Source organism: Guptibacillus algicola (assembly GCF_020171805.1).
Lineage (GTDB): Bacteria > Bacillota > Bacilli > Bacillales > Guptibacillaceae > Guptibacillus > Guptibacillus algicola.
In genome coordinates this window covers 107,041-128,872 of record NZ_JAIVAF010000004.1, presented here as the reverse complement: position 1 = coordinate 128,872, position 21,832 = coordinate 107,041, and the positions used below count along the sequence as shown (strand labels likewise).

General features: G+C 42.5%; 21 protein-coding genes. 18 read left to right on the top strand and 3 right to left on the bottom strand.

What is annotated here, in order from left to right; genetic code table 11:
- Positions 1–3 precede the first annotated feature (3 nt).
- The 5 genes from LCM09_RS14745 to LCM09_RS14725 all read left to right on the top strand — a co-directional run bounded on the left by LCM09_RS14745 (position 4) and on the right by LCM09_RS14725 (position 4,665).
- The gene (locus LCM09_RS14745) at positions 4–441 is read left to right on the top strand and encodes a MaoC family dehydratase N-terminal domain-containing protein (RefSeq protein WP_224883382.1); all 438 of its coding nucleotides are present in this window, start codon (positions 4–6) and stop codon (positions 439–441) included.
- Between the two features lie 10 nt (positions 442–451).
- Positions 452–826, top strand: coding sequence for a MaoC/PaaZ C-terminal domain-containing protein (locus tag LCM09_RS14740; protein ID WP_224883381.1), 375 nt, complete (start codon positions 452–454; stop codon positions 824–826).
- Between the two features lie 12 nt (positions 827–838).
- A complete protein-coding gene (locus LCM09_RS14735; RefSeq protein ID WP_224883379.1) occupies positions 839–1,645 on the top strand; it encodes an SDR family NAD(P)-dependent oxidoreductase in 807 nt (268 codons plus the stop codon).
- Positions 1,645–2,700 (top strand): CaiB/BaiF CoA transferase family protein, encoded by a 1,056-nt coding sequence (locus LCM09_RS14730; RefSeq protein ID WP_224883897.1) that lies wholly within the window; start codon positions 1,645–1,647, stop codon positions 2,698–2,700. The genes LCM09_RS14735 and LCM09_RS14730 overlap by 1 nt, the downstream gene beginning before the upstream one ends.
- Positions 2,701–3,210: 510 nt before the next feature.
- Entirely contained in the window at positions 3,211–4,665 is a 1,455-nt protein-coding gene (locus LCM09_RS14725) for a sodium:solute symporter family protein (RefSeq protein WP_224883377.1), read from the top strand.
- Positions 4,666–4,721: 56 nt separating this feature from the next.
- Here LCM09_RS14725 and LCM09_RS14720 read toward each other — a convergent pair whose 3' ends face one another.
- Complete coding sequence (locus LCM09_RS14720) at positions 4,722–4,925, bottom strand: PspC domain-containing protein (RefSeq protein WP_224883375.1); 204 nt, start codon at positions 4,923–4,925, stop codon at positions 4,722–4,724.
- Positions 4,926–5,048: 123 nt separating this feature from the next.
- Here LCM09_RS14720 and LCM09_RS14715 point away from each other — a divergent pair, with 123 nt between their 5' ends.
- The 3 genes from LCM09_RS14715 to LCM09_RS14705 all read left to right on the top strand — a co-directional run bounded on the left by LCM09_RS14715 (position 5,049) and on the right by LCM09_RS14705 (position 6,700).
- A complete protein-coding gene (locus LCM09_RS14715) occupies positions 5,049–5,576 on the top strand; it encodes a DinB family protein (protein WP_224883373.1) in 528 nt (175 codons plus the stop codon).
- Positions 5,577–5,645: 69 nt separating this feature from the next.
- Entirely contained in the window at positions 5,646–6,203 is a 558-nt protein-coding gene (locus tag LCM09_RS14710; RefSeq protein ID WP_224883371.1) for a GNAT family N-acetyltransferase, read from the top strand.
- Positions 6,203–6,700, top strand: coding sequence for a GNAT family N-acetyltransferase (locus tag LCM09_RS14705; protein ID WP_224883369.1), 498 nt, complete (start codon positions 6,203–6,205; stop codon positions 6,698–6,700). The genes LCM09_RS14710 and LCM09_RS14705 overlap by 1 nt, the downstream gene beginning before the upstream one ends.
- Before the next feature lie 13 nt (positions 6,701–6,713).
- Here LCM09_RS14705 and LCM09_RS14700 read toward each other — a convergent pair whose 3' ends face one another.
- A complete protein-coding gene (locus LCM09_RS14700; RefSeq protein ID WP_224883367.1) occupies positions 6,714–7,040 on the bottom strand; it encodes a YciI family protein in 327 nt (108 codons plus the stop codon).
- A 350-nt stretch (positions 7,041–7,390) separates the two neighbouring features.
- On the opposite strand from LCM09_RS14700, the gene LCM09_RS14695 reads away from it, so the two are divergent.
- The 5 genes from LCM09_RS14695 to LCM09_RS14675 all read left to right on the top strand — a co-directional run bounded on the left by LCM09_RS14695 (position 7,391) and on the right by LCM09_RS14675 (position 15,090).
- Positions 7,391–9,328 (top strand): IucA/IucC family protein, encoded by a 1,938-nt coding sequence (locus tag LCM09_RS14695; RefSeq protein WP_224883365.1) that lies wholly within the window; start codon positions 7,391–7,393, stop codon positions 9,326–9,328.
- Positions 9,325–11,322: an IucA/IucC family protein gene (locus LCM09_RS14690; protein ID WP_224883363.1), complete on the top strand. Its 1,998-nt coding sequence runs from the start codon at positions 9,325–9,327 to the stop codon at positions 11,320–11,322. The genes LCM09_RS14695 and LCM09_RS14690 overlap by 4 nt, the downstream gene beginning before the upstream one ends.
- Positions 11,315–12,538, top strand: coding sequence for an MFS transporter (locus tag LCM09_RS14685; protein WP_224883361.1), 1,224 nt, complete (start codon positions 11,315–11,317; stop codon positions 12,536–12,538). Before LCM09_RS14690 ends, LCM09_RS14685 begins: the two co-directional genes overlap by 8 nt.
- Positions 12,539–12,553: 15 nt before the next feature.
- On the top strand, positions 12,554–13,768 hold the full coding sequence (locus LCM09_RS14680; protein ID WP_224883359.1) for a type III PLP-dependent enzyme: 1,215 nt from the start codon (positions 12,554–12,556) through the stop codon (positions 13,766–13,768).
- 185 nt (positions 13,769–13,953) lie between these two features.
- Complete coding sequence (locus LCM09_RS14675) at positions 13,954–15,090, top strand: beta-propeller fold lactonase family protein (RefSeq protein ID WP_224883357.1); 1,137 nt, start codon at positions 13,954–13,956, stop codon at positions 15,088–15,090.
- Between the two features lie 84 nt (positions 15,091–15,174).
- On the opposite strand, the gene LCM09_RS20930 is transcribed toward LCM09_RS14675, so the two are convergent.
- Positions 15,175–15,867, bottom strand: coding sequence for a phosphatase PAP2 family protein (locus tag LCM09_RS20930; protein ID WP_224883355.1), 693 nt, complete (start codon positions 15,865–15,867; stop codon positions 15,175–15,177).
- A 171-nt stretch (positions 15,868–16,038) separates the two neighbouring features.
- Between LCM09_RS20930 and LCM09_RS14665 the strand changes: the two genes are divergently transcribed.
- The 5 genes from LCM09_RS14665 to LCM09_RS14645 all read left to right on the top strand — a co-directional run bounded on the left by LCM09_RS14665 (position 16,039) and on the right by LCM09_RS14645 (position 21,832).
- Positions 16,039–16,563 (top strand): DNA topology modulation protein, encoded by a 525-nt coding sequence (locus LCM09_RS14665; protein ID WP_224883353.1) that lies wholly within the window; start codon positions 16,039–16,041, stop codon positions 16,561–16,563.
- Positions 16,553–17,062, top strand: coding sequence for an NUDIX domain-containing protein (locus LCM09_RS14660; RefSeq protein WP_224883352.1), 510 nt, complete (start codon positions 16,553–16,555; stop codon positions 17,060–17,062). Before LCM09_RS14665 ends, LCM09_RS14660 begins: the two co-directional genes overlap by 11 nt.
- Positions 17,063–17,364: 302 nt before the next feature.
- A complete protein-coding gene (locus tag LCM09_RS14655; protein WP_224883350.1) occupies positions 17,365–18,783 on the top strand; it encodes a sodium:solute symporter family protein in 1,419 nt (472 codons plus the stop codon).
- Positions 18,767–20,455, top strand: a complete 1,689-nt coding sequence (locus LCM09_RS14650) for a sensor histidine kinase (RefSeq protein ID WP_224883348.1) — start codon at positions 18,767–18,769, stop codon at positions 20,453–20,455. Before LCM09_RS14655 ends, LCM09_RS14650 begins: the two co-directional genes overlap by 17 nt.
- Positions 20,456–21,832 carry a sigma-54-dependent transcriptional regulator gene (locus tag LCM09_RS14645; protein ID WP_224883346.1) on the top strand — a complete coding sequence of 459 codons (1,377 nt, stop codon included), beginning with the start codon at positions 20,456–20,458 and terminating at the stop codon, positions 21,830–21,832.

Below are 21,832 nucleotides of genomic sequence, written 5' to 3'. Positions count from 1 at the left end.
GAGATGGGTGCGATTCAGAACAAAGTTGGCATCGAAACGAAGCCTTTTACATTCACGGTCGAAAGAGGCAAGGTGAGGGAGTTTGCGAACGCGATAGGGGATGATAACCCAATCTACCACGATGTCGCGTTCGCTAAGAAAAATGGCTACGGTGATCTTCCGGTGCCTCCGACTTTTGCGACAGTAATCGATATGTGGGGTGGGGCGAGCTTCGAAGATCTTATCGAGCTGTTAGAGGTCGATCCACTCAAAGTGTTACACGGCGAACAAAGCTATGAGTATATGAAACCGATCTATGCTGGCGACACGATCACGGCGTTGATGAAGGTTGTGGATCAAAAAGAAAAAGGCAGTCTCACACTCTTTACACTCGAAACGCTCTACCGAAATGAGCGGAACGAAAACGTTCTGCTTGCGAGATCCGTTGTAATCGAACGATAGGAGGGATAATGTGTCAGCACTAAAACCGTTAACGAAGAAGCCAATCACCCATTCTCAGCTCGTGAAATATGCGGGAGCTTCTGGTGACTTTAATCCAATTCATACCGTTGTCCCTGTTGCAAAGGAAGCAGGATTACCTGATGTGATCGCACATGGCATGCTCGTCATGGGCATGGCGGGTCAAGCGTTAACAACGTGGTTTAGACCTGAGCAGCTAAAGTCATTTCATGTGAGGTTTAAAAAAATGACCCTTCCAGGTGAGTCGCTGACCGTGAAGGGCTTTATAACAGAGGAAACAGATGAGAACGTCTTGATCGGTGAGGTCGTTGTTGTGAATGAAAAAGATGAAAAAAAGCTATCGGGTACTTTTCACATACAGATGTAGGAGGAAATGTTTATGCTAAAGGATCAAATTGCAATCATTACAGGCTCAGGCCGAGGTGTTGGTCGCGCCGTTGCGTTAAAGATGGCAGAAGCAGGGGCGAAAGTTGTGGTGTCAGATAAGGACGAAGCTCCAACAATGGATGTTGTAAATGAAATAAAAGAACTCGGCGGGACAGCGATGGGCTTTGCGGGCGATGTAACAGAAGGAGAGTTTGCTACTTCAATCATGGAGAAAGCCGCATCGGAGTTTGGTGGCGTTGATATTCTCGTCAATAACGCCGGATATACGTGGGATGGCTTTATCCACAAGATGACCGATGAGCAGTTTCAGGCGATGCTTGACATTCACCTTATCGCACCTTTCAAGCTGACGCGGGCAGCGGCACCCTATATGCGAGAAGCAGCGAAGAAAGAAATGGAAACGGGTGAAGCGAAGTATCGGAAGATCGTGAACGTGTCGTCAGTAGCAGGCGTGATGGGGAATGTTGGGCAGGCGAATTATTCATCGGCAAAAGCAGGCATGATCGGATTGACGAAAACCGTCGCTCGTGAATGGGGAGCTTTTAACATCAACTGTAATGCTGTGGCGTTCGGGCTCATCGATACGCGCTTAACGCAGTCAAAGGAAAAAGGTGAAACGGTGAACGGGGTGCCGGTCGGGATTCCAGATAAGGTGAAGAAAATGTTCGAACAGTCGATTCCACAGCAGCGAGCAGGAACGGCGGAAGAGGCAGCGGAGGGAATCTTCTATTTGGCTTCCCCTCTATCAAACTATACGAACGGACAAGTTCTTCACATTAATGGCGGCTGGTATACGTGATGCTAGAAGGTGTGCGAGTACTGGATTTCACTCAGTACTTACCTGGTCCTTTTGCAACGCAGCGTTTAGCTGACCTAGGAGCAGAGGTGATCAAGGTTGAGCCCCCCAATGGAGATCTTGCAAGACATATGGCAGATGGGCTTGTCTATGAAGCTAACAATCGATCGAAAGAAAGCATCGCGATTAATTTGAAAGATGCCACGAAAGGTAACGCTTTGTGCGAGCTTATGAAGACGGTAGATGTTGTCATCGAAAGCTTTCGTCCGGGTGTGATGAAGCGAATCGGCCTTCATTACGAAAAGGTTAAGGAGCTGAAGAGTGATATCATCTACTGCTCTCTTACAGGCTTTGGGCAAGCAGGCACACATGCTCATCTAGGTAGCCATGATTTGAATTATCAAGGACTAGGAGGGCTGCTTTCTCAGTACAGCGATGAGAACGGAAAACCAGTTCAGCCTACGTTTACGACTGTTGATTATGGCGGTGGGGTCGTCGCATCCGAAAGAATTTCGGCTGCTCTTTTTCAAAAAGAGCGAACGGGAAAAGGCTGTTACATCGACCTAGCATTGAACGATGTGATGCTAAGCATGCTAGGGACTCATGCTGCCTATCAAGCGAAGAAGGGGAAACACAATGGTCCTGACTTTATTGATGGAAGTGTCGTCTGCTATGGACTCTATGAAACGAAGGATGATCGATTCGTAACACTCGCTGCACTAGAGCCTCATTTCTGGAAGAACTTTTGTCAGGGAGTTGGAAAGCTAGATTGGTTGCCACACGCTTTTTCGAAAAAGGGTGATGATACTCATAAAGGAATTACAGCACTGTTCAAGGAGCGTTCATTGGCAGAGTGGACTTCTTTTGGAGAACAGCATGATTGCTGTTTGTTTCCTGTGTTACATATTGAGGAGGTAATCAATCACTCGTATGGGAGTTCTCGAGGTCTTGTTATGAAGAAAGATGGACAGGTACATATGTTGACGAGTCCATATGGTTCTTTGAAGGCTTCACCACTTCTCGGAGCTCATAATGACCGGTTAGGCACAATTAAGTAGGAGCGTGATTAAAAGTCTTGAACGAATAAAGATAGGTCCTTTGTTCCGTTTTAGGGCGTGAACATCTTAATAAGTACGGTTAGTAAAGTCTGATTCCACTACATAATCAGACTTTTTCCTATTATAACTGGTACAAAAGGCCAGTTTATATATTGTTAGAACATTGCTAAAATTTAAATAATACATAGAAACGCAACGAAAACTGTCTGTTCTAATCGACTCCACAAACTCAAAGTGGAGCGGTTCGTTAGAACGATACCAGTTTTATGCTAAGTGACAGGTATGTTCAAAATACTAGTCGGGTGCATAGGACTGGTTTTTTTAATGAAAGGAGGTCGTGTATTAGATGAAAAACGGAGAAAAACGGAGCAGTAAATGACGGAAAAATTGTGTACATAGAAGATGCAGAGAATCATGCTTCTTTCTCAAATCGAATTTGAACAACTGCTAGAAATTGAGTTTGAGTTTTTGAAGGTAGGATGATTTATAGCAAGAAGACGCAGAAGGAAGGTGAACCTATTGTTTAGTAGCCAGGAAGAAACGATTTTGATTACGATTATTGCCGTATATTTTGTGTTTCTATTTGGCCTTTCATTATTTGTGAACAGGAATGTCAAAACGTATGAAGATTACAATGTAGCAGGTCGCTCAACGAAATTGATGCCACTTGTTCTTACGTTTGTTGGGACAGCGATCGGGGGCTCGATCCTACTTGGTTATATGACGAAAGGATATCTTTTTGGAATGGGTCAGCAGTGGCTCGCGATCGGATTTACGTTAACATCGATCGTAATAGCAGCGTTTATGTTGAAACGCATCCGTTTTCTAGGTAAGAAATATAATATGGTTACGATGGGAGATTTCACAGCACTACGTTTTGGGGAAGGGGCGAGAATCCCAACCGTGCTCAGCGTGCTTTGCGCGTATGCTGCTATCACTGGCATGCAGTTCGTTGCGATCGCTACCATTTTGAAGTTAACGATTGGACTTAGCATGACAACTGGTATCATCATTAGTTGGGTACTATTGACGTTGAAAACGTACTTTGGCGGTCTCAAGTCCGTTATGATTCAGGATGCGATACATGGAACAATTCAAACAGCGGGTATTTTCTTCTTACTGATCGTCATCATGTTTCTTGTTGGTGACTGGGGAGCACTTGCTGATCAAGCAAGAAATGCGGAAGGCGGGAATGCGTTAAGCATCTTTAATATTAGTCCTTCTGAATTCTTTGTCTATATGCTCACGATCGGCGCATATCAGTTCGTTAGACAAGATTTGTGGCAACGGTTCTGGGCAGCGAATGACGACAAGACAGCTAGTACGGGATTCTGGTCCGCGATTGTGCTAGGATTTTTGACAGCTGCTGTTACGATATTCATAGGGTTTCTCGGTAAGTTCGGTCTCAATATGACGAATATCGATCCTTCTTTGATCTATTATGAAATTATTGGACAAGTACTACCATTTTCATTAGTGGTCGTCATGTTGATCGCATTACTTGCGACTGTTATTTCCTGTGCCGATTCTTTTTTCCTTGCAGCGGCATCTTCGATCGTTAATGATGTTGTCAAACCAAGGATAGGCAATGTTGGGGATAAAAAAATGCTGACGTACAGCAGGATGTCAGTCGTTCTCGTTTCTGTTATTTCTTTATTGCTAGCACTTTATATCCCGCAGCTGGTCACGCTTTGGATCACCGGAACGGCGATGCTTGTATCTGGACTTCTAGCACCGGTTTTATTCGGAATATTTTGGAGTCGCACAACTAAATTTGCAGGGCTCACTGCTATGTGGGCAGGACTAATCGTTGCGGTACTTTGGCAGATCGCAGGCCATCCTTTTGGACTCCACCCTGTTTTTATCGGGTTGCCTCTTTCCGTGATCACATTGGTGACGTTATCGTTAGGCTCAAAAGCGGAAAAGGAAGATACCGTGTTTTCGGATTTGAAAAAGATCGGTTGATTCTTACGTGGAAAGATGAATACTCCTGGGCTTCTAGCCTGGGGGTTTTTCTATGTCTAGTCATTGAAATGAACTTCTTCTTCTGAAGGTAAAATGAAAGCTATCGCAAGGTAACATAGTATAGTAGCTTCGGGTTTTGAAACGGTAAGGATGAAGAAAACAAATCGCATCGGTCCTGACGGAATGTTCAGGGCAGCACTTAATCCACCAATTACACCTAAAGCTAATTTATCGGATGTTGATTTATATAATTTCTTCATCGTTCTCCTCCTCTAATACTTTGTTATCTTCTTATACGTATCCTTGATGAAGAAGTTTCAATAAAAAGGAATTTACATCCATCTGTAGAAGGTAAGGGGAGGGACGGGAAAGGGGCAGTCATTATGAAAAAAGTACATAATCTCAGTATGATTGAAGACATTGAGGGTTTCTCATCAGAAGTTTCGAGGCTCGTGTCGATGATGAATTACACAAGACATACGACTGAGGAAGCGATCCGAGGTCTTACGACCGAGCAGCTCGACTTTCACATAGACAACGAGAGTAACTCCATAGCGATGTTGTTACAACACATCGTGTCTCTTGAAAAAGCATTTCAAATCATGACGTTTGAACAGCGCGAGCTGACGGATGCTGAATGGGAGAAGCTTGGAGTCGCAATCGAGTTAGGGGAGCGCGCAAAAGATAAGATACGTGGTCGTGACCTTGACTACTACTGGAGTGAAATGAGTCTTGTGCGTGAAAACACGCTTCAAGAATTACAGAAGAAAGACGATGATTGGCTTGACGTAATCACACCATATGGGTGGGATGAGAAAGCGAACCATTACTTTAAGTGGTTTCATGTGATGGAAGATGAGTTGAGTCATCGTGGGCAGATTCGGATGATTCGAAAGAGGATTGATGCCTAAGCGATGATGGACAGCTGTAAAACTGAACGTATTACTAAAGAATATACAAGCGAGAGAGGAACAGACACCATGTTTACATACGAAGTGAATGAAGACCTTTATTTAAGAATGTACACAGTAGATGATGCAGAAGAGCTTTACAATCTGATCGAAGAGTCGAAGGATTATTTACGAGAGTGGCTCGCATGGGTAGATTACAATACGGATGTCGAAGGATCCAAAGCGTTTATTGAAGGAACGATAAAAAGCCTCGTAGATACGGGGGGCTTCCCAAAGACGCTAGCTATGATCTATAAAGGGGAATTAGCTGGTACGATCGGATTCAATGAAATCAATCGTACTCATGACTATGCGACGATCGGGTACTGGCTTAGCGAAAAGCATCAGAAGAAAGGAATCGTGACGGAGGCATGTAGGGCGATTCTCGACTATGGATTTGATACGATCCGTCTTAACCGGATCGAGATCCGAGCGGCTTCTCGGAATAAGAAAAGTCAAGGTGTTCCTGAACGACTTGGTTTCACTAAGGAAGGCATAATCCGACAGGTGGAGAAGGTGAACGGAGAGTACGTTGACCATGTCGTGTATGGCATGCTGAAAAATGAATGGAAGAATGGGAGATCATAATGGAAATAAGAAGAATGAGAGCAGATGAAGCAAAAGACTATTGGGAGCTACGACTTGAAGCGCTACAGAACAATCCTGAAGCGTTCGCGTCGAGTTATGAAGAAGCGGTTGAAAGAAAAAATCCACTCGAAGGTGTTGCGGCAAACTTAGAAAGAGCCGTGACGTTAGGAGCTTACGAGGAAGATAAATTGATCGGAGTCATTACGTTCGTTCGTGGAAGTGGATTGAAAACGAAGCACAAAGGTGACTTTTTTGCAGTTTATGTGACGCCATCAGCTAGAGGAAAAGGTGCTGGAAAAGCACTGTTGGAAGAAGCGATCGACCTTGTCAAAGATGTTGAGGGACTTGTTAAGATCAACATTTCAGTGGCCTCTGTTAACAAGACTGCAAAGCACCTGTACCACAGTATGGGGTTCAAAACATACGCTTATGAAGAAAAATCTCTTTTTGTGAACGGCGAGTTTTTTGATGAAGATCACATGGTCTTGTTCTTATAAAAAAAGACATCCGCTAGGACGTCTGGTTTACGTTGAATTCATCATTGTATAGTGCAACACGATATGGAAATAGCTCTGCTGTCATGATACCTTCACGTACAGCAGGGTCTTTTTTCATGATTGCTGTTGCTTCTTCTTCAGAGTTTGTCTGGATCACGACGATTCCGAACGCTGATTCATCACCGTTCATCGTTCTCCCAGCCATGATCAGCGTGTTTTCTTTTAAAAGTTGTTGGAGAGCGTTGAAATGCTCAGAAACGATGTTGTTTTCTTTTTTAGTCCAGTTTTTTTCATCTAAGAGTTCAGGAATGAGTTTAAGCTTATATAAAAAGTGATTCATAAGAAACCTCCATTTATCGTTGTATGTTATCATTTCGCTTCAATCGATGTAGATTCCTTTTTAGCAGAACGAAGATCATATAGTTCCTTTTTTAGACGAAGTCGCAAAACAGCGGCTCTTTTTTATTGAGATTTTAAGAATTGTACGTCCATATCATTGATTATAATAGAAAGGTCGATAGTCCCTGTTTTCATACAATAAACCCCATTAAAAGAGCTCGAATACTAAAACGATAGTAACATTGTCAAAAAGGAAGTTGACATTGAGAATCAATATCAATTAATCTAAGTAAGTGATAACTGATAATGATTTTCAATAAACCATGTAGTATGTAACAGGAGGAATGATTTTTGAAGTCCACACTGAGTGAGAACGATATAGAGAATAACTATGAAATCCAAGTGTTTCAACATATGAAAAATAATTACGAATCTCTCATAGGAAAGTTCAGTGAGAACCTCGCTGTTGCACGGAAAACAATTCTTCATCAATTGATTCAGGGGATCTTACGTGAAATGATCCTCCCAATCGATTGGAGTAAGGATCTTGAGTCAAATGGTATAACAGCTTGTATTCACTTATCGAAAAAGGAACAGGTTTACGTAAATGTAAACAAGCAATACACACTAGGTCAAATTGATATTGATGGAGACATTTTGCATCGTGATAAGAACGGGCAGAACCATATAATCAAGAACGCCGATCACTTGCTTTCGATTCTAACGAACAGTGGTGCTGAGATCGTTAGCGATAACCTGGAACAGTTTTGTGATGAGATCACGAATAGTGCGTTAAACTATGGTTTAGCACTTACTGCTGCTGAACAGCGAAAGCACTTTGTGCAAGAAGAAGCTGATCAAATGAAAACCAAAGATTCGTTTTCATATGCAGATCGTAAGAAGGTAGATTCAATCTTCAGTCCACTCACATTCTTTGAGCAGTGGGTTATTCAAGGTCATACGATTCATCCTTGCTCGCGAACACGACTAGGGCTTTCACCAATGGATGTATCCCTTTATGCCCCAGAGTGGGGAGGACAACCGGATGTGATACCGGTTGCCATTCATAAGAAGTACTGTCGACTGACGAATATGGGAAGTAGTGCGACACAGATTTTGATGGAAGAGTACCCAGAGCTTGTGGACGATTTACATTCAATTGCGGGAGAAAAAGGAGTCGAACCAACGGATTATGAGCTGATCCCAGTTCACCCATGGCAATTCGAGCACACGATCACAAAACACTACAAGGACCTGATCGAAGATGATGTCATTTTTCCATTGAATAGCAAGATTAAGACTGCGGCACTCGTCTCGTTTCGTTCCCTAGCTCCGGTGGATCGGACGAAGCATCACATTAAAACAGCGATCAATGTGCAGATGACAAGTGCGGTTCGCACTGTCTCTGCCGCTTCCACACATAACGGACCGGTGATCTCTTCGGTGCTTAAGACCATTGAAGCACGTGATCCGTTTATTTCAAAAACGCTACGTTTTATGGGAGAAGATGCTGGAATTCATTTTGAACCTTCGAACGCAAAAGGTGATGAACGACATTTTCTTCAAAAGAATTTGGCTGCGATTATTCGTGAAAATCCTGAGTCAGCTCTCGGTAAGGATGAAATTGCGATACCGGCAGCTGCGCTTATCGCAGAATCACCTGTATCAGGAAAGTTGATTCTTGAAGAACTCGTAGAGAATTACAAAGAAAAGATGAAGATCGAGTCTGTCCAAGTTGCTGCTGAAGGATTCATGAAGCGTTACAATGAAGTGCTACTTCCTGGAATCATGAGCCTGATTGTTAAATACGGCATCAGTCTTGAAGCGCATCTTCAGAACAGTGTGGTCGTGATTAAGCATGGGTTACCTGAGCGCGTGATTCTTCGTGATAATGGAGGAATTCGCATTATTACAGAACGTCTCACAAAGTTTGTAGAATTAGATGATCTTGATAACAGCACGAACTTACTCACGACAAAGCCTGAAGAGCTACACGATATCTTTTTCCATGCGATCATCCATAACCATCTCGGCGAAATGAACATCGCACTTTCGCGTAGACTTGAACTTGATGAAGGGCGTCTTTGGAACCCTGTGCGGGAAGTCGTTCGGAATGTCTACGAGGATTTGCGAAAAGACTCTAACGTGTTAGAACACGATCAAGCACTACTGAAAACAAAGTTGTCGAGTATGAAAGCACTCGTGAAAATGCGACTTACAGACAAGTACACAGAGAATATGTATGTAGGTATCGTTAATCCTTTACACAATGAGGTGTTTGAGAAATGACAATACAAATGATCAAGAGACCAAATCATGATGTTAGTAAAGGATTCATGCTTGAAGCTGAAGTAGATTGCATGCGATTTATTATGAAACAAATGCCGTCGTACCTTAATTATTTTATAGCAAATCTAGAAAAGGGTCGAAAAGGAATCCTTCATAAATTGGCTTCGTCGATCTTAAGGGAGAATATTAACGATCTTTATAAGGAAGCGATCGACTTAAAGAAAGTCGGCTCCGTCTTTGTGGTGAAAAGTGAAAAGAAAAACGAGTTATCAAAAGCATTTTATTCTCATCTTCAAAAGACATTGATCCGAGAAGAGCTGACGTATAAAGTTGTTCAGGTGAAAAAGGGCGTACTGATTTTTCCGATTAAGCATCAATATGCGTTTCAGCGAATTGAAACGACGGATAATATTCTTTTCATCGATGATAACGGGGTTTCTGAAATCAAGGTAGCCTCTGAACTTATTCAACTCTTGTTTGAACCAGGAGAGCAGGTTGAATTGTTCATCACTGAACTCGATAACGGGACGGCGAATCTCGCATTAGCTTATATGTTCGATAATCTTTGGAGGAAAGAAATTCAGGATGATGCGAAGGAACTTCAAGCGACTTCAACACTTGATTACCTTGACAAAATGAGTGGAAACGTTTCTTCTTCATTATTCTTTGAACAGCTCATCATAGAAGGACATCATTTGCACCCAGGAGCAAAGACGAAGATCGGTTTATCACAGAGTGATGTGTTTCGCTTCTCTCCAGAGTTTCACCAATCATTTGGCGTTCGCTTTGTAGCCGTTGACCGTGAGCATGTTGTCACGACTGCTAAAGTGAAAAGGATGCTTGAAGAACATTATCAAGAGGAATGGGAGCTTTGTTGTGCAGAGCTTGAGCAAAAAGGATTAGATCCTAACAAGTATGATGTTATTCCTGTTCATGAGTGGCAATACGAACATGCGATTCCTGTTGTGTACGAAAAAGAACTTAGCGAAGGGACTGTCATCTTAATCGAGGGTGTAACGCTTGAGGCACAGGCTACTTCCTCTTTCAGAACCGTCTATGCGAAGAACAAAATGGCACCTTCATTAAAACTTGCGGTCAACAGTCAAATGACTTCTACCGTTCGTTCGATTTCAACACAGACTGCGATGAATTCAACGCTTTTCACGAACATGATGACTAAAATTATGAAACAAGAACAGCAGCTTAAGGACTTTGTCCCTTTGAATGAAATAGCGGGGATGGCGTTTAAATCAGACGAAGAATTAAAAAGTCGTAACTTAACGATGCTGCTGCGAGAAAGTATCGACGGAAAGCTTACAGAAGGCGAAGTGGCTATTGCAGGGCCAGCTCTATATTCTCGTTCGCCACTAAGTGATCAGACGATTCTTGCTGAACTTGTAAATCAATTCGCGAAGGCCAATAACTTAACGAAGAGTCATGCCGCTTTTCCATTCTTCGATGAGTATATTGGGAAGGTCCTTCCAGGATACCTGACGCTTATGGTGAAGTATGGCATCGCACTTGAAGGTCACCTGCAAAATAGCATTCCTGTTTTTAAGAATGGCAGGCTTTCACGCTTCTTTTTCAGAGACTGGGGAGGATCACGTATTTACCAAGCACGTCTTGACCAACAAGGGATTGCGGTATCATTCACCCCTGGATCGGTTTCGGTAACAGACAATGTGTCAGATATGCATAACAAATTGTATTACACGGTGTTCCAAAACCATCTCGGTGAAGTAATCAAGCAGCTTGTTCAATATTCCGGAATAAGTGAAGAAGCATTCTGGAAGCGTGTGAAGAAAGTATGTGATCATACATTCGACGTATTGTCAGCTGACAGCGAAGAGAACGTATCGTTAGACAGAAGCTTTATGTACCAATCAACGGTTATGCATAAATCCCTCACGAAAATGAGACTATCGAGTAAAAAAGGTGATTCGTACTGTGAGGTTTCAAACCCACTAGCTCATCTGGTTGAGGATAATGGGTAAGCTAAAAAGAGGGTTCAACGAGCAATCTGCACTAACGTCACGTTCATTTAGAAAATTTCTATATAGCAGCTTTGTTGTTCGAACGTCAGATTGGATGGATTTGACGGTATTAAACTGGCTTGTGTATGAATTGACTGGATCACCGATGGCACTAGGGATTTTGAATGCTTGCAGATTACTGCCGATCCTCTTTTTCAGTCTTCATGCAGGGGTGCTTGCTGATCGTTATGATCGTAAGAAAGTTCTAGCTTGGAGCTATTCGGGGATGTTAATCGGTACAATCGTGCTCGCTTACCTCGTGTTTCAAAATTACGCCGTGTATTGGATTTATGTAGCCGTATTTATACGATCGCTCTTTATGACGATTGAAGTGCCGGTAAGAAATGCGTTTCTATCATCCATTGTGGTTAACATGCGCTTACCTAGTGCGATTTCAATTCAAACGATGGTCATCAATCTGGCAAGGATGGTTGGTCCCGCACTTGCAGGTGTATTGCTTCTCAAAGTGAGTCCTGCGATGCTCTTTCTTATCATGGCAGCGGGAACTTCTGCAATGCTGTTTATCTTACCGAGCATTCAGCTTACGTCTGAAAAGAACGATTTCGATCAGATGAAAGGGAATAATAAAGAAGATTTGAAAGAAACGTTTCAGTATATAAAAGAGAACCATATGATTGTATCGATCTTACTGATCGCGATTGCACCGATGATTTTTGGGTTTCCGTATACGACGATGTTACCCTTGTTTGCAGAAGATTTGATGGGAATGGGTCCAGATGGATTTGGGCTCTTGCTATCGGTATCTTCCATCGGGGCAATCCTTGCTACACTCGTATTGTCGATGAAGCAGCCACGACAGCAAGGAAAAGTGCTCGTCCTATCTGCGCTCGGTTTTGGACTGTTTCTTGGATTCTTTATTCTGTTTAACGGTAATTATCTCGTATCGCTCTTACTTATGTTGAGCGTTGGTTTCACAAGTCAATTGTATCGAACAACAAGCAGAATCACCCTGCAAATGCAAGTGACACATGCATTACGTGGAAGAGTGTTAGGCATTGCGCTTATGGATCGTGCATACATTCCGTTAGGGGCATTACTGATTGGCGCAATAGCTGCCCAATTTGGGGCGCTTGCTGCAGGGTTGTTCATGGGTTTCGGCTGTTTCTTTACGACGCTTCTTATTGTCTGGAAACGTCCGGATCTATGGCATACATAAGTTGGAGGGAATACCATGATTACAATCAATAAAAGCGCAGTAGAAACATACCTTGAGCAGAATAACGAAAGTGAGCCAGTTTGTGCGTACGTGTATGACCTTGATCACTTAAAGCAGCATGCGCAAACGATAAAAAATAGCCTGCCGGATTTTTGTGAATTGTACTATGCAGTAAAAGCAAATCCTGCTGAACAAATACTCCAAACGTTAGAACCGATCGTGGATGGGTTTGAAGTGGCATCGATCGGTGAGATCAATAAAGTCGACGAGTTATCAGAAAAGCCAATGCTGTTTGGGGGACCTGGTAAAAAAGATCATGAGATCATTGAAGCGATGGAGCGAAATGTTGATTATCTTAACGTTGAAAGCGTGCATGAATTGAACCGAATGGCTTATTTAGCCGAGCAGGCACAGGTGAAAATCCCCGTCCTTCTTCGCGTAAACTTGAGTACGAACGTGTCTGATAGTCACATTCGTATGTCAGGGGTGCCAACTCAGTTTGGAATCGATGAGCGGGATATCCCTGACGTAATCGTGAAAGCTCTCACGTACGAGCAAATCGAGATAAAAGGATTCCATTTTCATGCGATGTCGAATAACTTAGATGCTGACGCTCACCTTCGTTTTGTTGAGATGGTGATTGAAAAGGCACTAGCATGGCGAGAGCACTATGATCTCGAAGCTCCGATTATCGATATTGGTGGTGGAATCGGGATTAACTATTGGGATACGAGTAACCCATTCGATTGGGATATGCTCGCTAAAGGACTATCAACGTTTCAAGCTAAATACAACAATAAAAATCTCACACTGTTTTTAGAAATCGGACGATACATGACGGCAGGATGTGGCTCGTACGTTTCTGAAGTTCTCGATGTTAAATCGAATCACGGTGAACACTTTGCGGTCCTTCGCGGCGGCTCGCATCACTTGCGCTTACCAGCAGCATGGAAGATGAGCCATCCGTTCAGAATCCATTCAGTTGAAGAATGGCGTTACCCGTTTGAACGTCCAGGGATTCTTAACACAGAAGTGACGGTAGCGGGTGAACTCTGTACACCAAACGATGTTCTTGTTCGGAAGGAATACGTTGATAGGCTCAGAGCTGGTGACATCATGGTGTTCGAATATGCCGGTGCGTATGGATGGACGATCTCACATCATGACTTCCTCAGTCATCCACATCCTGAGCATGTATTTGTGATGAATAACGAAATCAATAAAGTGTAAAGAAAGGCGCTACAATGAGTAGTGCCTTTTTCTTTGTTCTATTGTTTGCATAAACGAAACATGCAAAGCAAGAAGCCAATTCCGAGTGAACTTTTCTAGCATGAGTTGATAGAGGAAACAAGCGTCTATACAGTATGTAAAAATCTATCATATATTGATATAAATGCTAAAAAGGAGAGGTGGGAATGAATCACCCATTCCATAATAAAGGCTCATGTATTTGTGATGTTTTTAAATGTATTGAGACAGGCACCCCTGTAAATGTAATCGTAAAAGGGGCATCAGATCCGATCGGATTCTTTTTTATCAGTTACGATGAGAAGACGAAGTGTGTTAAAGGTAGGAGAGTAGATGAGAGTATCATTATTTTATCATGTGACTCTATTTATGCTGTAAACAATGGTACGTTAACCATTCAGAAGGTTTTGGCTTATATTACTAACACGAATACAGGTCAAGTAGAAGTATTCGATACAGAAACGAACACTGTGACTGCGTCAATACCTGTTCAATCAACACCTCAAGGAGTTGCGCTTTCTCCTGATGGAAGACGAGCGTACGTTACGAATACAGGAAGCGGTACTGTATCGGTTATCAATACGTTCTCCAATTCCCTGATTACTAATATCCCAGTTGGGCCAGGTCCATTTGGAGTTACGGTTTCACCAAATGGGAAGCGCGTGTATGTTTCCAACAACCAAAGTAATACCGTTTCTATAATTAGAACAGATACAAACACTGTTATTGATACCATTACTGTTCAGAGTGGACCGCTTGGACTAGCTGTTACGCCAGATGGACAAAAATTATACGTTGCGAATAATAATAGCAGTACAGTAAGTGTTATCAATACGAATACGAATACAGTTACCACGACTTTTGGAGTAGGAGGAAGACCGGTAGACATTGCCATTAGACCTGATGGACAAAGAGCTTTTGTCTCACGATTTAATGTGAGTTCACTTGTGGTAATCAATACTTCGACCAATGCAATTGTAGGAACGATCAATTCAGGGAACGGTTCTCAAGGTGTCGCGTTAACTCCAGATGGGACAAGGGGATATGTTGTTAATACATTTAATAACAATGCTAGAGCTTTTGATCCAATCAACGAGACTGCTCTAGGAACGGTTGGAGTTGGCTCAAATCCTACTTTCGTTGCGATTACACCTAACGGGGAAAAATCCTACGTTACAAACTTTAGCACTGATAATGTCACAATTATTGATGTTGCCACAAACACATCTGATGGTAATGTTTCTGTTGGAGATGGTCCTCAAGGAATTGCGATTGGGAAAGTATCGGTACCGTTCAACTCATAGAAAAAAGTAAGCCACACTAAGAAGCTTAGTGTGGCTCAATTTATGTGTCCATATAGTAGGTGATAAAAAGCCATCACCCCAGGCTTATGCTTTTCTCTGCCTTCGTTGACGCCACAGCATGAGTTCAAGTGCCATGATACAGATCAGTAGCCAGGCTAACCCGAGCGTGAGACCTGCCAATATGTCAGTGAGGTAATGAACACCGATGAAGATTCGGCTGAGTGCGACCGTTAAGGTTAGCATGCCGAGAATGGTATTGATTATGATCTTCCATCTTTTATTAAGATTACTAATCACAATCAAGTAAAAGAGGAAGCCATAAAAGGTGATCGCACCTGTCGAGTGACCGCTCGGGAAGCTGAATCCGGTACCGTCAAACTGCTCGAGTACGTCTGGTCTTTGTCGTTCGAATAATAGTTTCAACCCTTTTGTAAGTCCGCTGATGCCAAGCATATTGACGAGGAGGAAAAATGAAAACCATTTGCTTTTATCTGACATAAAGAATAAGTAAACGAGGACTAAAACGGTTCCGGTCGCAATCCATGGGACGGATCCCGCTTCCGTTATTTTCCCCATGATCCCGCTTAATGTTGGGTTATCGATCGAACTGATTAGACGCGTTGCCATTTTATCGATCATGAACTGTTCATTCTCAACAACATCTTCTGCTAATGAGAAGAAAAAGAAGAACGCTGTTCCGATCGTGATAAACCCACCTAGTATAAGAGCGATCGATACTTTTGAGTAGTTTGATGGATGAATGTTCTTAAAAATCACGATGATTGCTCCTTTAATTAAAGTGTTGGTACGTATCATTACCCTACTCTTAGAACCATTCAAACAGTTAAAGTGTGGATAAAAGCCTCAATGATATAAAAACATATTGTGCTTGTAAGATGCGTTTGAAATAATTGGTAAGGGAAAACAGGGAGGTTAGGAGGGATGAGTTTGAAAAGAATCGTTATTATCGGCTCAGGTGGATCGGGTAAATCAACGCTCGCAAGACAGTTAGGTGAACGCCTAAACATCGGAGTCTATCATCTTGATGCGTTGTTTTGGAAGCCTAACTGGGTAGGTGTGCCAAAAGAAGAACAAATAGCGATCCAAAAGCGACTCGTTTTAGAAGACGAGTGGATTTGCGATGGTAATTACGGCGGGACGATGGATATACGACTGCATGCTGCTGATACGATCATCTTTCTTAACTTACCAAGAACCCTTTGTATGTATCGTGTCTTAAAACGGGCGGTTCAATACCGTAATCGTACAAGGCCAGATATGGGAGAAGGGTGTGAGGAAAGGGTTTCGTTTCAGTTCTTAAAGTGGGTTTGGGAGTATCCGAAAAAGAAGCGACCAGGCATTTTGAGAAAGCTAGATCACCTCTCTCTGGATAAGAAGATTTATCACTTATCTTCTAAGAAAGAGATCGACACTTTCTTGTCTAACATAGGAGGAGACGAACGTGTTCAATAAGACATTTGGAATCGAGAAGCCTGATGGGGCTACAATGAACGATCGCGAAGCCGTTCGAGCGGTTATTATAAGAGGTAATCGTATCCTTCTCGTTCATTCTAATTTAGGAGATTATAAGTTTCCTGGGGGCGGGGTTGAAGAGAGTGAGACTCATGTTGATGCACTATTGCGTGAGATTGCCGAGGAAACTGGATATGTAAATGGCGTGATAGGAGAAAAAGTAGGTATAGTCGTTGAAAGAAGCATCGACATTTATGATGAAGGTGCTATTTTCGAAATGAATTCACACTACTATTTCTGCGAAGTAACAGATGAAACGGCCTCGCAGCAATTGGATGATTATGAATTAGAACAAGAATTCACACCAAAATGGGTTACCTTAGGTGAAGCGATCGATCAGAATCATGTTGCGTTGGAGAGAAACAGTCGTAACAGCTGGATACATAGAGAGAATGCTGTACTAGTAGAATTAAAGAGGATGAACAACATAACGTCGTAAGGAGCTGCCGAATCGGTAGTTCTTTTTTGAGGCTTTTTTCTCAAAGATTCTTGCTTTAGAAAGAATTTTTTGTATAAAGAACCACACTTAGCATCCTGGAGCGGAAATCACCCCCACTCTTATAGCAACAATGTTTATGAAAAGATCCTATTTATGAAAAGATGAACTCCCAACCCTCATGAAGCACATACTGTTGGATATTCATGGGAAAATAAGGAGGTCATGGTTCATGTTCGTGATTTTGTATATAATGAAGCCTGGACTTGGTTGGCGGTTCATTGTGAAAGGAAAGGAGGGTTTTGATGGATGAGCTCCTGTATTTAGGTGTATTTCTCATTTATACGATCGCGATCTTAATTCTTGGGAAACATGGATTTGATAAAACGGATGAGCTACGAGGTTACTTTCTTGCCGGGAGAAACCTTTCATTATTTCCAAGTGTCGCATCCTTTTGTGCGACTTGGTTTAGTGCAGCGTCACTTCTAGGATTACCAGGATTGATCTATGAAGGCGGCGTATCTGTTATTTGGACGACAGCGGTTGCGTGGTTGCTCGGAATCATTGGGCTATTATTTATTTCATCAAAACTTTATACATATAACGTTGTGACGGTGCCGGAGTTTTTCCTCGTTCGGTATGATTCGAAGCTTCTACAAGTTTGGGTCGGACTCATCTTGAGCGTGAGCTATTTATTGTACGTTGTGATCCAGATTCGAGGGTTCGGGATCGTCGTTAGTGAAATGCTTGAAATCCCCTACATTGTGAGCGTGTTTCTTATCTATCTGTTTGTGCTCTATACCACGTTTGGTGGATTACATTCTGTTGCTCGGACGGATATCTTTCACTTTTCTTTAATCATTATCGGAACGATACTAGGCTCGCTTTTTGTGGTGAACGAGATCGGTGGGTTTGAGGTTTTTACGAACGATTTAGTAGTGAGGGTAAATAGAGGAGATTCTTATTTAGCGCTGTTTCCTGAAGAAGGGTTACCGTTTTGGACGCTTCTTAGTGCATTTTTTGCATTAGGGATAGGCGTTGCGGCGAATCCACAGTATGCCGTTCGTATATTATCAGCTCGTTCGAAAGCAATAGCGTGGAAAATGATTGCTACGAGTACGATTTTTCTCGTCATCATCTATTTCGCAATCTTTGTGATCGGTATTGGATCAAGGATGATCGACCCTCAAGTGATCTTTGATAGTACAGATGAAATCTATCCATACGTGATTACATACTTGCTTCAAACACCGTGGAAGGGGATATTGTTGATCAGCGTTGTGGCAGCAGCAATTTCAACTGCTAACTCTCAGCTACTAATTATGGCGAGTAGCTTTGTTTATGATATCACGCTCCCCTTACGGAAGAAGAAGAGTGTGGATCAACAAGTCATTTCATGGACGCGTTGGGTGATCTTCATGTTCGCTACGTTTTCATTATTGATTGCGTTTCAACCGCCTGAAGGAATCGTACCCTTTAGTGGACACGTCTGGGGAATCATAGCAGTCTCCATGTTCTTTCCGTTGTACGGAGGTCTTTATACGGCTAGATCAAAAAAGAATGCTGTTCTCTCAACGTTTGGTGGAATCCTTACGTATATAATCGCATTTTTCCTTATTCCATATGATGCACATACCGTTTATCATCCTGTCTTACCATCTATCGTGATCGCTGGCATCCTTTATTTTTGGAAGGGAGGTAGGCGTGATGAGAAACTCGATTGAACGAAAGATCCTTATTCCTTTTCTGATTATCGTACTACTTCCTAGTTTCATTATCGGTGCAGTATCGATGTGGGCAAGTTATCAGTCAGAGAAACAGCTGAAGCAGGCAACAGTTAGTGAAACCTTAACGAGCATCGATCGTTACGCTTTCATCTTTGATGAACGAGTAGAGAATGGTGAAATGAGTGAACGTGATGCAAAGTCATTGATAATGGATATGATCAATGAAAAAGTTGGTTTGTATGTGGAAGATGAAGATGGCGTCTTTTATTCAGGTGGAAGGGAGTTTCAAGCTGAGAAACTAGAGTGGTTAAATGGGGACGCGAACCGATCAAGCTTCGTTATAGAAAAAACGGTGATAACAGAAGAGCTAGAACGATGGGGATGGAAGCTTTATTACCCAATCGAGTTCTCATTTTATTCTGGTTCCCTTCCTGATATCCAAAAATATACGCTGCTCATCATTATCTTCATGGGTGTGATTGCAGTGCAGTTTACAATCATCTTTTCGTATCATCTCTCAAAGCCTATTAAAAACCTGGCAGCTTATTGTAAGCGCATTGCAATGGGGGACAGAGGGAAAGAGCCAGATATTAAAACAAATCGAAAAGATGAAATTGGTGTTCTCTCTCATTCACTAAAAGACATGGTCCAAACACTTGATAAACGAAACGGACAGATTGAGAAGATAAAAAAGCTGAATGAAACGATATTGAATAGTGTTCATGTGGGAATGGTTCTTCTTGTTGAAGGATCAGATTCAGTTTATAACGAGGCGGCACAGCGGATGATGGACGAGGATCCTTCATTGGAAGAGCGGTTAAGACGTTTGACTGTTCATGAGACGACGAAAAGAAAAGAAGAAATATGGAATCATAAATATAATGAAGAAAAGGTGTTTTATGCGGTAAACTATAGAGTGATAAAAGGAACTGAGCGAAATCGCTCGATCATCACGTTTGAAGATATTACGCACCGTAGAAAGCTCGAGCAGCGGGTAGAGCGGATGTCTCGGTTGGCTTCTTTGGGTGAGATGGCATCCGGAATCGCACATGAGATTCGGAATCCACTAGCAGGGATCAGGACAACGACGCAGCTTCTCATCCGTAGGTTGGATCTTGGCAAAGATGAGCTGGCACTAACAGAAAACATGCTGACAGACATTGACCGCGTGAACAAGATCATAACGAATATTCTTCAGTTTTCTAAACCACTCGATTCGAAACCATCCGTCATAAAGGTAGATGAAACGATGCGCTCACTCGTGTTGTTGATGGAGGGAATCGCAAGTGAGAAAAACGTAACACTGCACCATTTCGAAAACGGTTATGACATTCTTGTTGATCGTGATCACCTTCGTCAAATCCTTCTGAACTTAATCATCAACGGAATTAATGCGATGCCACAAGGAGGAGAATTAACACTTTCTAGTAGAAAAACTGGAGATAAGCGGACGATTTACGTTTCAGATACTGGAGTTGGCATGGAGGATAGCTTGTTGGATAAGATTTTTGATCCATTTTATACAACTCGTTCTGAAGGAACTGGACTAGGGTTATCCATCGTACACCAGCTTGTTGTACAAAACAATGGCGAAATAGATGTAAGAAGTACACCAGGGAAAGGGACAACATTTTCTATTACATTTCCTACAAGGAAGGAGGAAGAGTAAATGGCTGTGAAAATTGGAATCGTAGATGACGAAACAACGCTGAGGTTGACGCTCCAAATGTTTCTTGAAGATGAAGGATATGAAGTCAGATCAGCATCCTCACTTGAAGAAGGCTGGAACCTGATGGAAGCGTTCAACCCGCAGGTGCTGCTGTTAGATATTCGCTTGCCTGATGGAAACGGACTGGACGCCCTGAATGAATTTAAAGAGCGGTATCCTCTTATGGCTGTCATGATGCTCACTGCATACGGTGATGCCAAAACGGCGGTAAGAGCGATAAAAGAAGGCGCGTTCGATTACTTAACGAAGCCGTTTGAGTTAGAAGAATTAAAGATCACGCTAGAAAAGTGGAGTAAACAGCAGCATCTCCAAAAAGAAGTCGAGCGATATCGCGAAGAAGAACGGCGTACTAAGCTCGTTCAAATGATCGGTGAGAGCGATCAGATGAATGAGCTGAAAGGGAAGATCTCGTTAATTTCAGAGAGCAACGATACGACTGTTTTAATAAGAGGTGAGACGGGAACGGGAAAAGAACTCGTCGCCCGGAGTATCCATCAGCAAAGTAAACGCAACGATGGTCCTTTCGTCGCGGTGAACTGTGCGAGTATTCCTGCAGACCTTATCGAGATCGAGCTTTTTGGTCGTGAAGAAAACACTGTAAGAGACCAATCGAATGGAAAGGTCGGATTAGTAGAATGGGCTGACGGCGGCACGCTATTTCTTGATGAAATCGGTGACTTATCGCTTGATATACAAGTGAAGCTTCTACGTTTTCTTGAAGATAAACGAATTAAGCGGGTCGGTAGTGTGCATGACCTTGAGGTAGACGTGCGCATTATTGCAGCTACGAATCGTTCTCTCGAAGATATGATTCAAGAGAAGGCGTTTCGTTCGGATCTTTATTATCGGTTAAACGTGGTACCGATCAAGTTATCTCCACTTCGTGAGCGAAATGAGGATATTATCATGCTAACAGAGCATTTCCTGGATGAGTTCTGTCAGCAGATGAGAAAAGATACTCCTACGTTACGTGCAGATGCAAAAAAAAGGTTGTTAAACTACGATTGGCCTGGTAATGTGAGAGAGCTTAAGAATACAATCGAACGGATTGCGATTTTACACCAGGAGAAAGAGCTTGCTGCAACACACTTCGATTTCCTAAACCCTGTTGAAGGTCACGTTGAAGGATCGAAATCGATCGATAATGTTGTGTTTGAAGACTCCTTTTCACTTGAGGAACATATCGAGAGCATCGAAAAGAAATATATCGAAAAAGCAATTCAGGATTCAAAATGGAACATCACGCAAGCAGCGAAACTCCTTGGAATTAGCCGTTATGCACTTCAACGGCGTATTGAAAAATATGATATCACATGA

Excerpts from the sequence above, each read along its gene's own strand:
- LCM09_RS14655 (WP_224883350.1), top strand. The coding sequence starts at position 17,365 with ATGGATGAGCTCCTGTATTTAGGTGTATTTCTCATTTATACGATCGCG.
- LCM09_RS14675 (WP_224883357.1), top strand. The coding sequence starts at position 13,954 with ATGAATCACCCATTCCATAATAAAGGCTCATGTATTTGTGATGTTTTT.
- LCM09_RS14705 (WP_224883369.1), top strand. The coding sequence starts at position 6,203 with ATGGAAATAAGAAGAATGAGAGCAGATGAAGCAAAAGACTATTGGGAG.
- LCM09_RS14730 (WP_224883897.1), top strand. The coding sequence starts at position 1,645 with ATGCTAGAAGGTGTGCGAGTACTGGATTTCACTCAGTACTTACCTGGT.
- LCM09_RS14735 (WP_224883379.1), top strand. The coding sequence starts at position 839 with ATGCTAAAGGATCAAATTGCAATCATTACAGGCTCAGGCCGAGGTGTT.
- LCM09_RS14720 (WP_224883375.1), bottom strand. The coding sequence starts at position 4,925 with ATGAAGAAATTATATAAATCAACATCCGATAAATTAGCTTTAGGTGTA.
- LCM09_RS14745 (WP_224883382.1), top strand. The coding sequence starts at position 4 with ATGGGTGCGATTCAGAACAAAGTTGGCATCGAAACGAAGCCTTTTACA.
- LCM09_RS14700 (WP_224883367.1), bottom strand. The coding sequence starts at position 7,040 with ATGAATCACTTTTTATATAAGCTTAAACTCATTCCTGAACTCTTAGAT.
- LCM09_RS14710 (WP_224883371.1), top strand. The coding sequence starts at position 5,646 with ATGTTTACATACGAAGTGAATGAAGACCTTTATTTAAGAATGTACACA.
- LCM09_RS14650 (WP_224883348.1), top strand. The coding sequence starts at position 18,767 with ATGAGAAACTCGATTGAACGAAAGATCCTTATTCCTTTTCTGATTATC.
- LCM09_RS14645 (WP_224883346.1), top strand. The coding sequence starts at position 20,456 with ATGGCTGTGAAAATTGGAATCGTAGATGACGAAACAACGCTGAGGTTG.
- LCM09_RS14715 (WP_224883373.1), top strand. The coding sequence starts at position 5,049 with ATGAAAAAAGTACATAATCTCAGTATGATTGAAGACATTGAGGGTTTC.
- LCM09_RS14685 (WP_224883361.1), top strand. The coding sequence starts at position 11,315 with ATGGGTAAGCTAAAAAGAGGGTTCAACGAGCAATCTGCACTAACGTCA.
- LCM09_RS14690 (WP_224883363.1), top strand. The coding sequence starts at position 9,325 with ATGACAATACAAATGATCAAGAGACCAAATCATGATGTTAGTAAAGGA.
- LCM09_RS14680 (WP_224883359.1), top strand. The coding sequence starts at position 12,554 with ATGATTACAATCAATAAAAGCGCAGTAGAAACATACCTTGAGCAGAAT.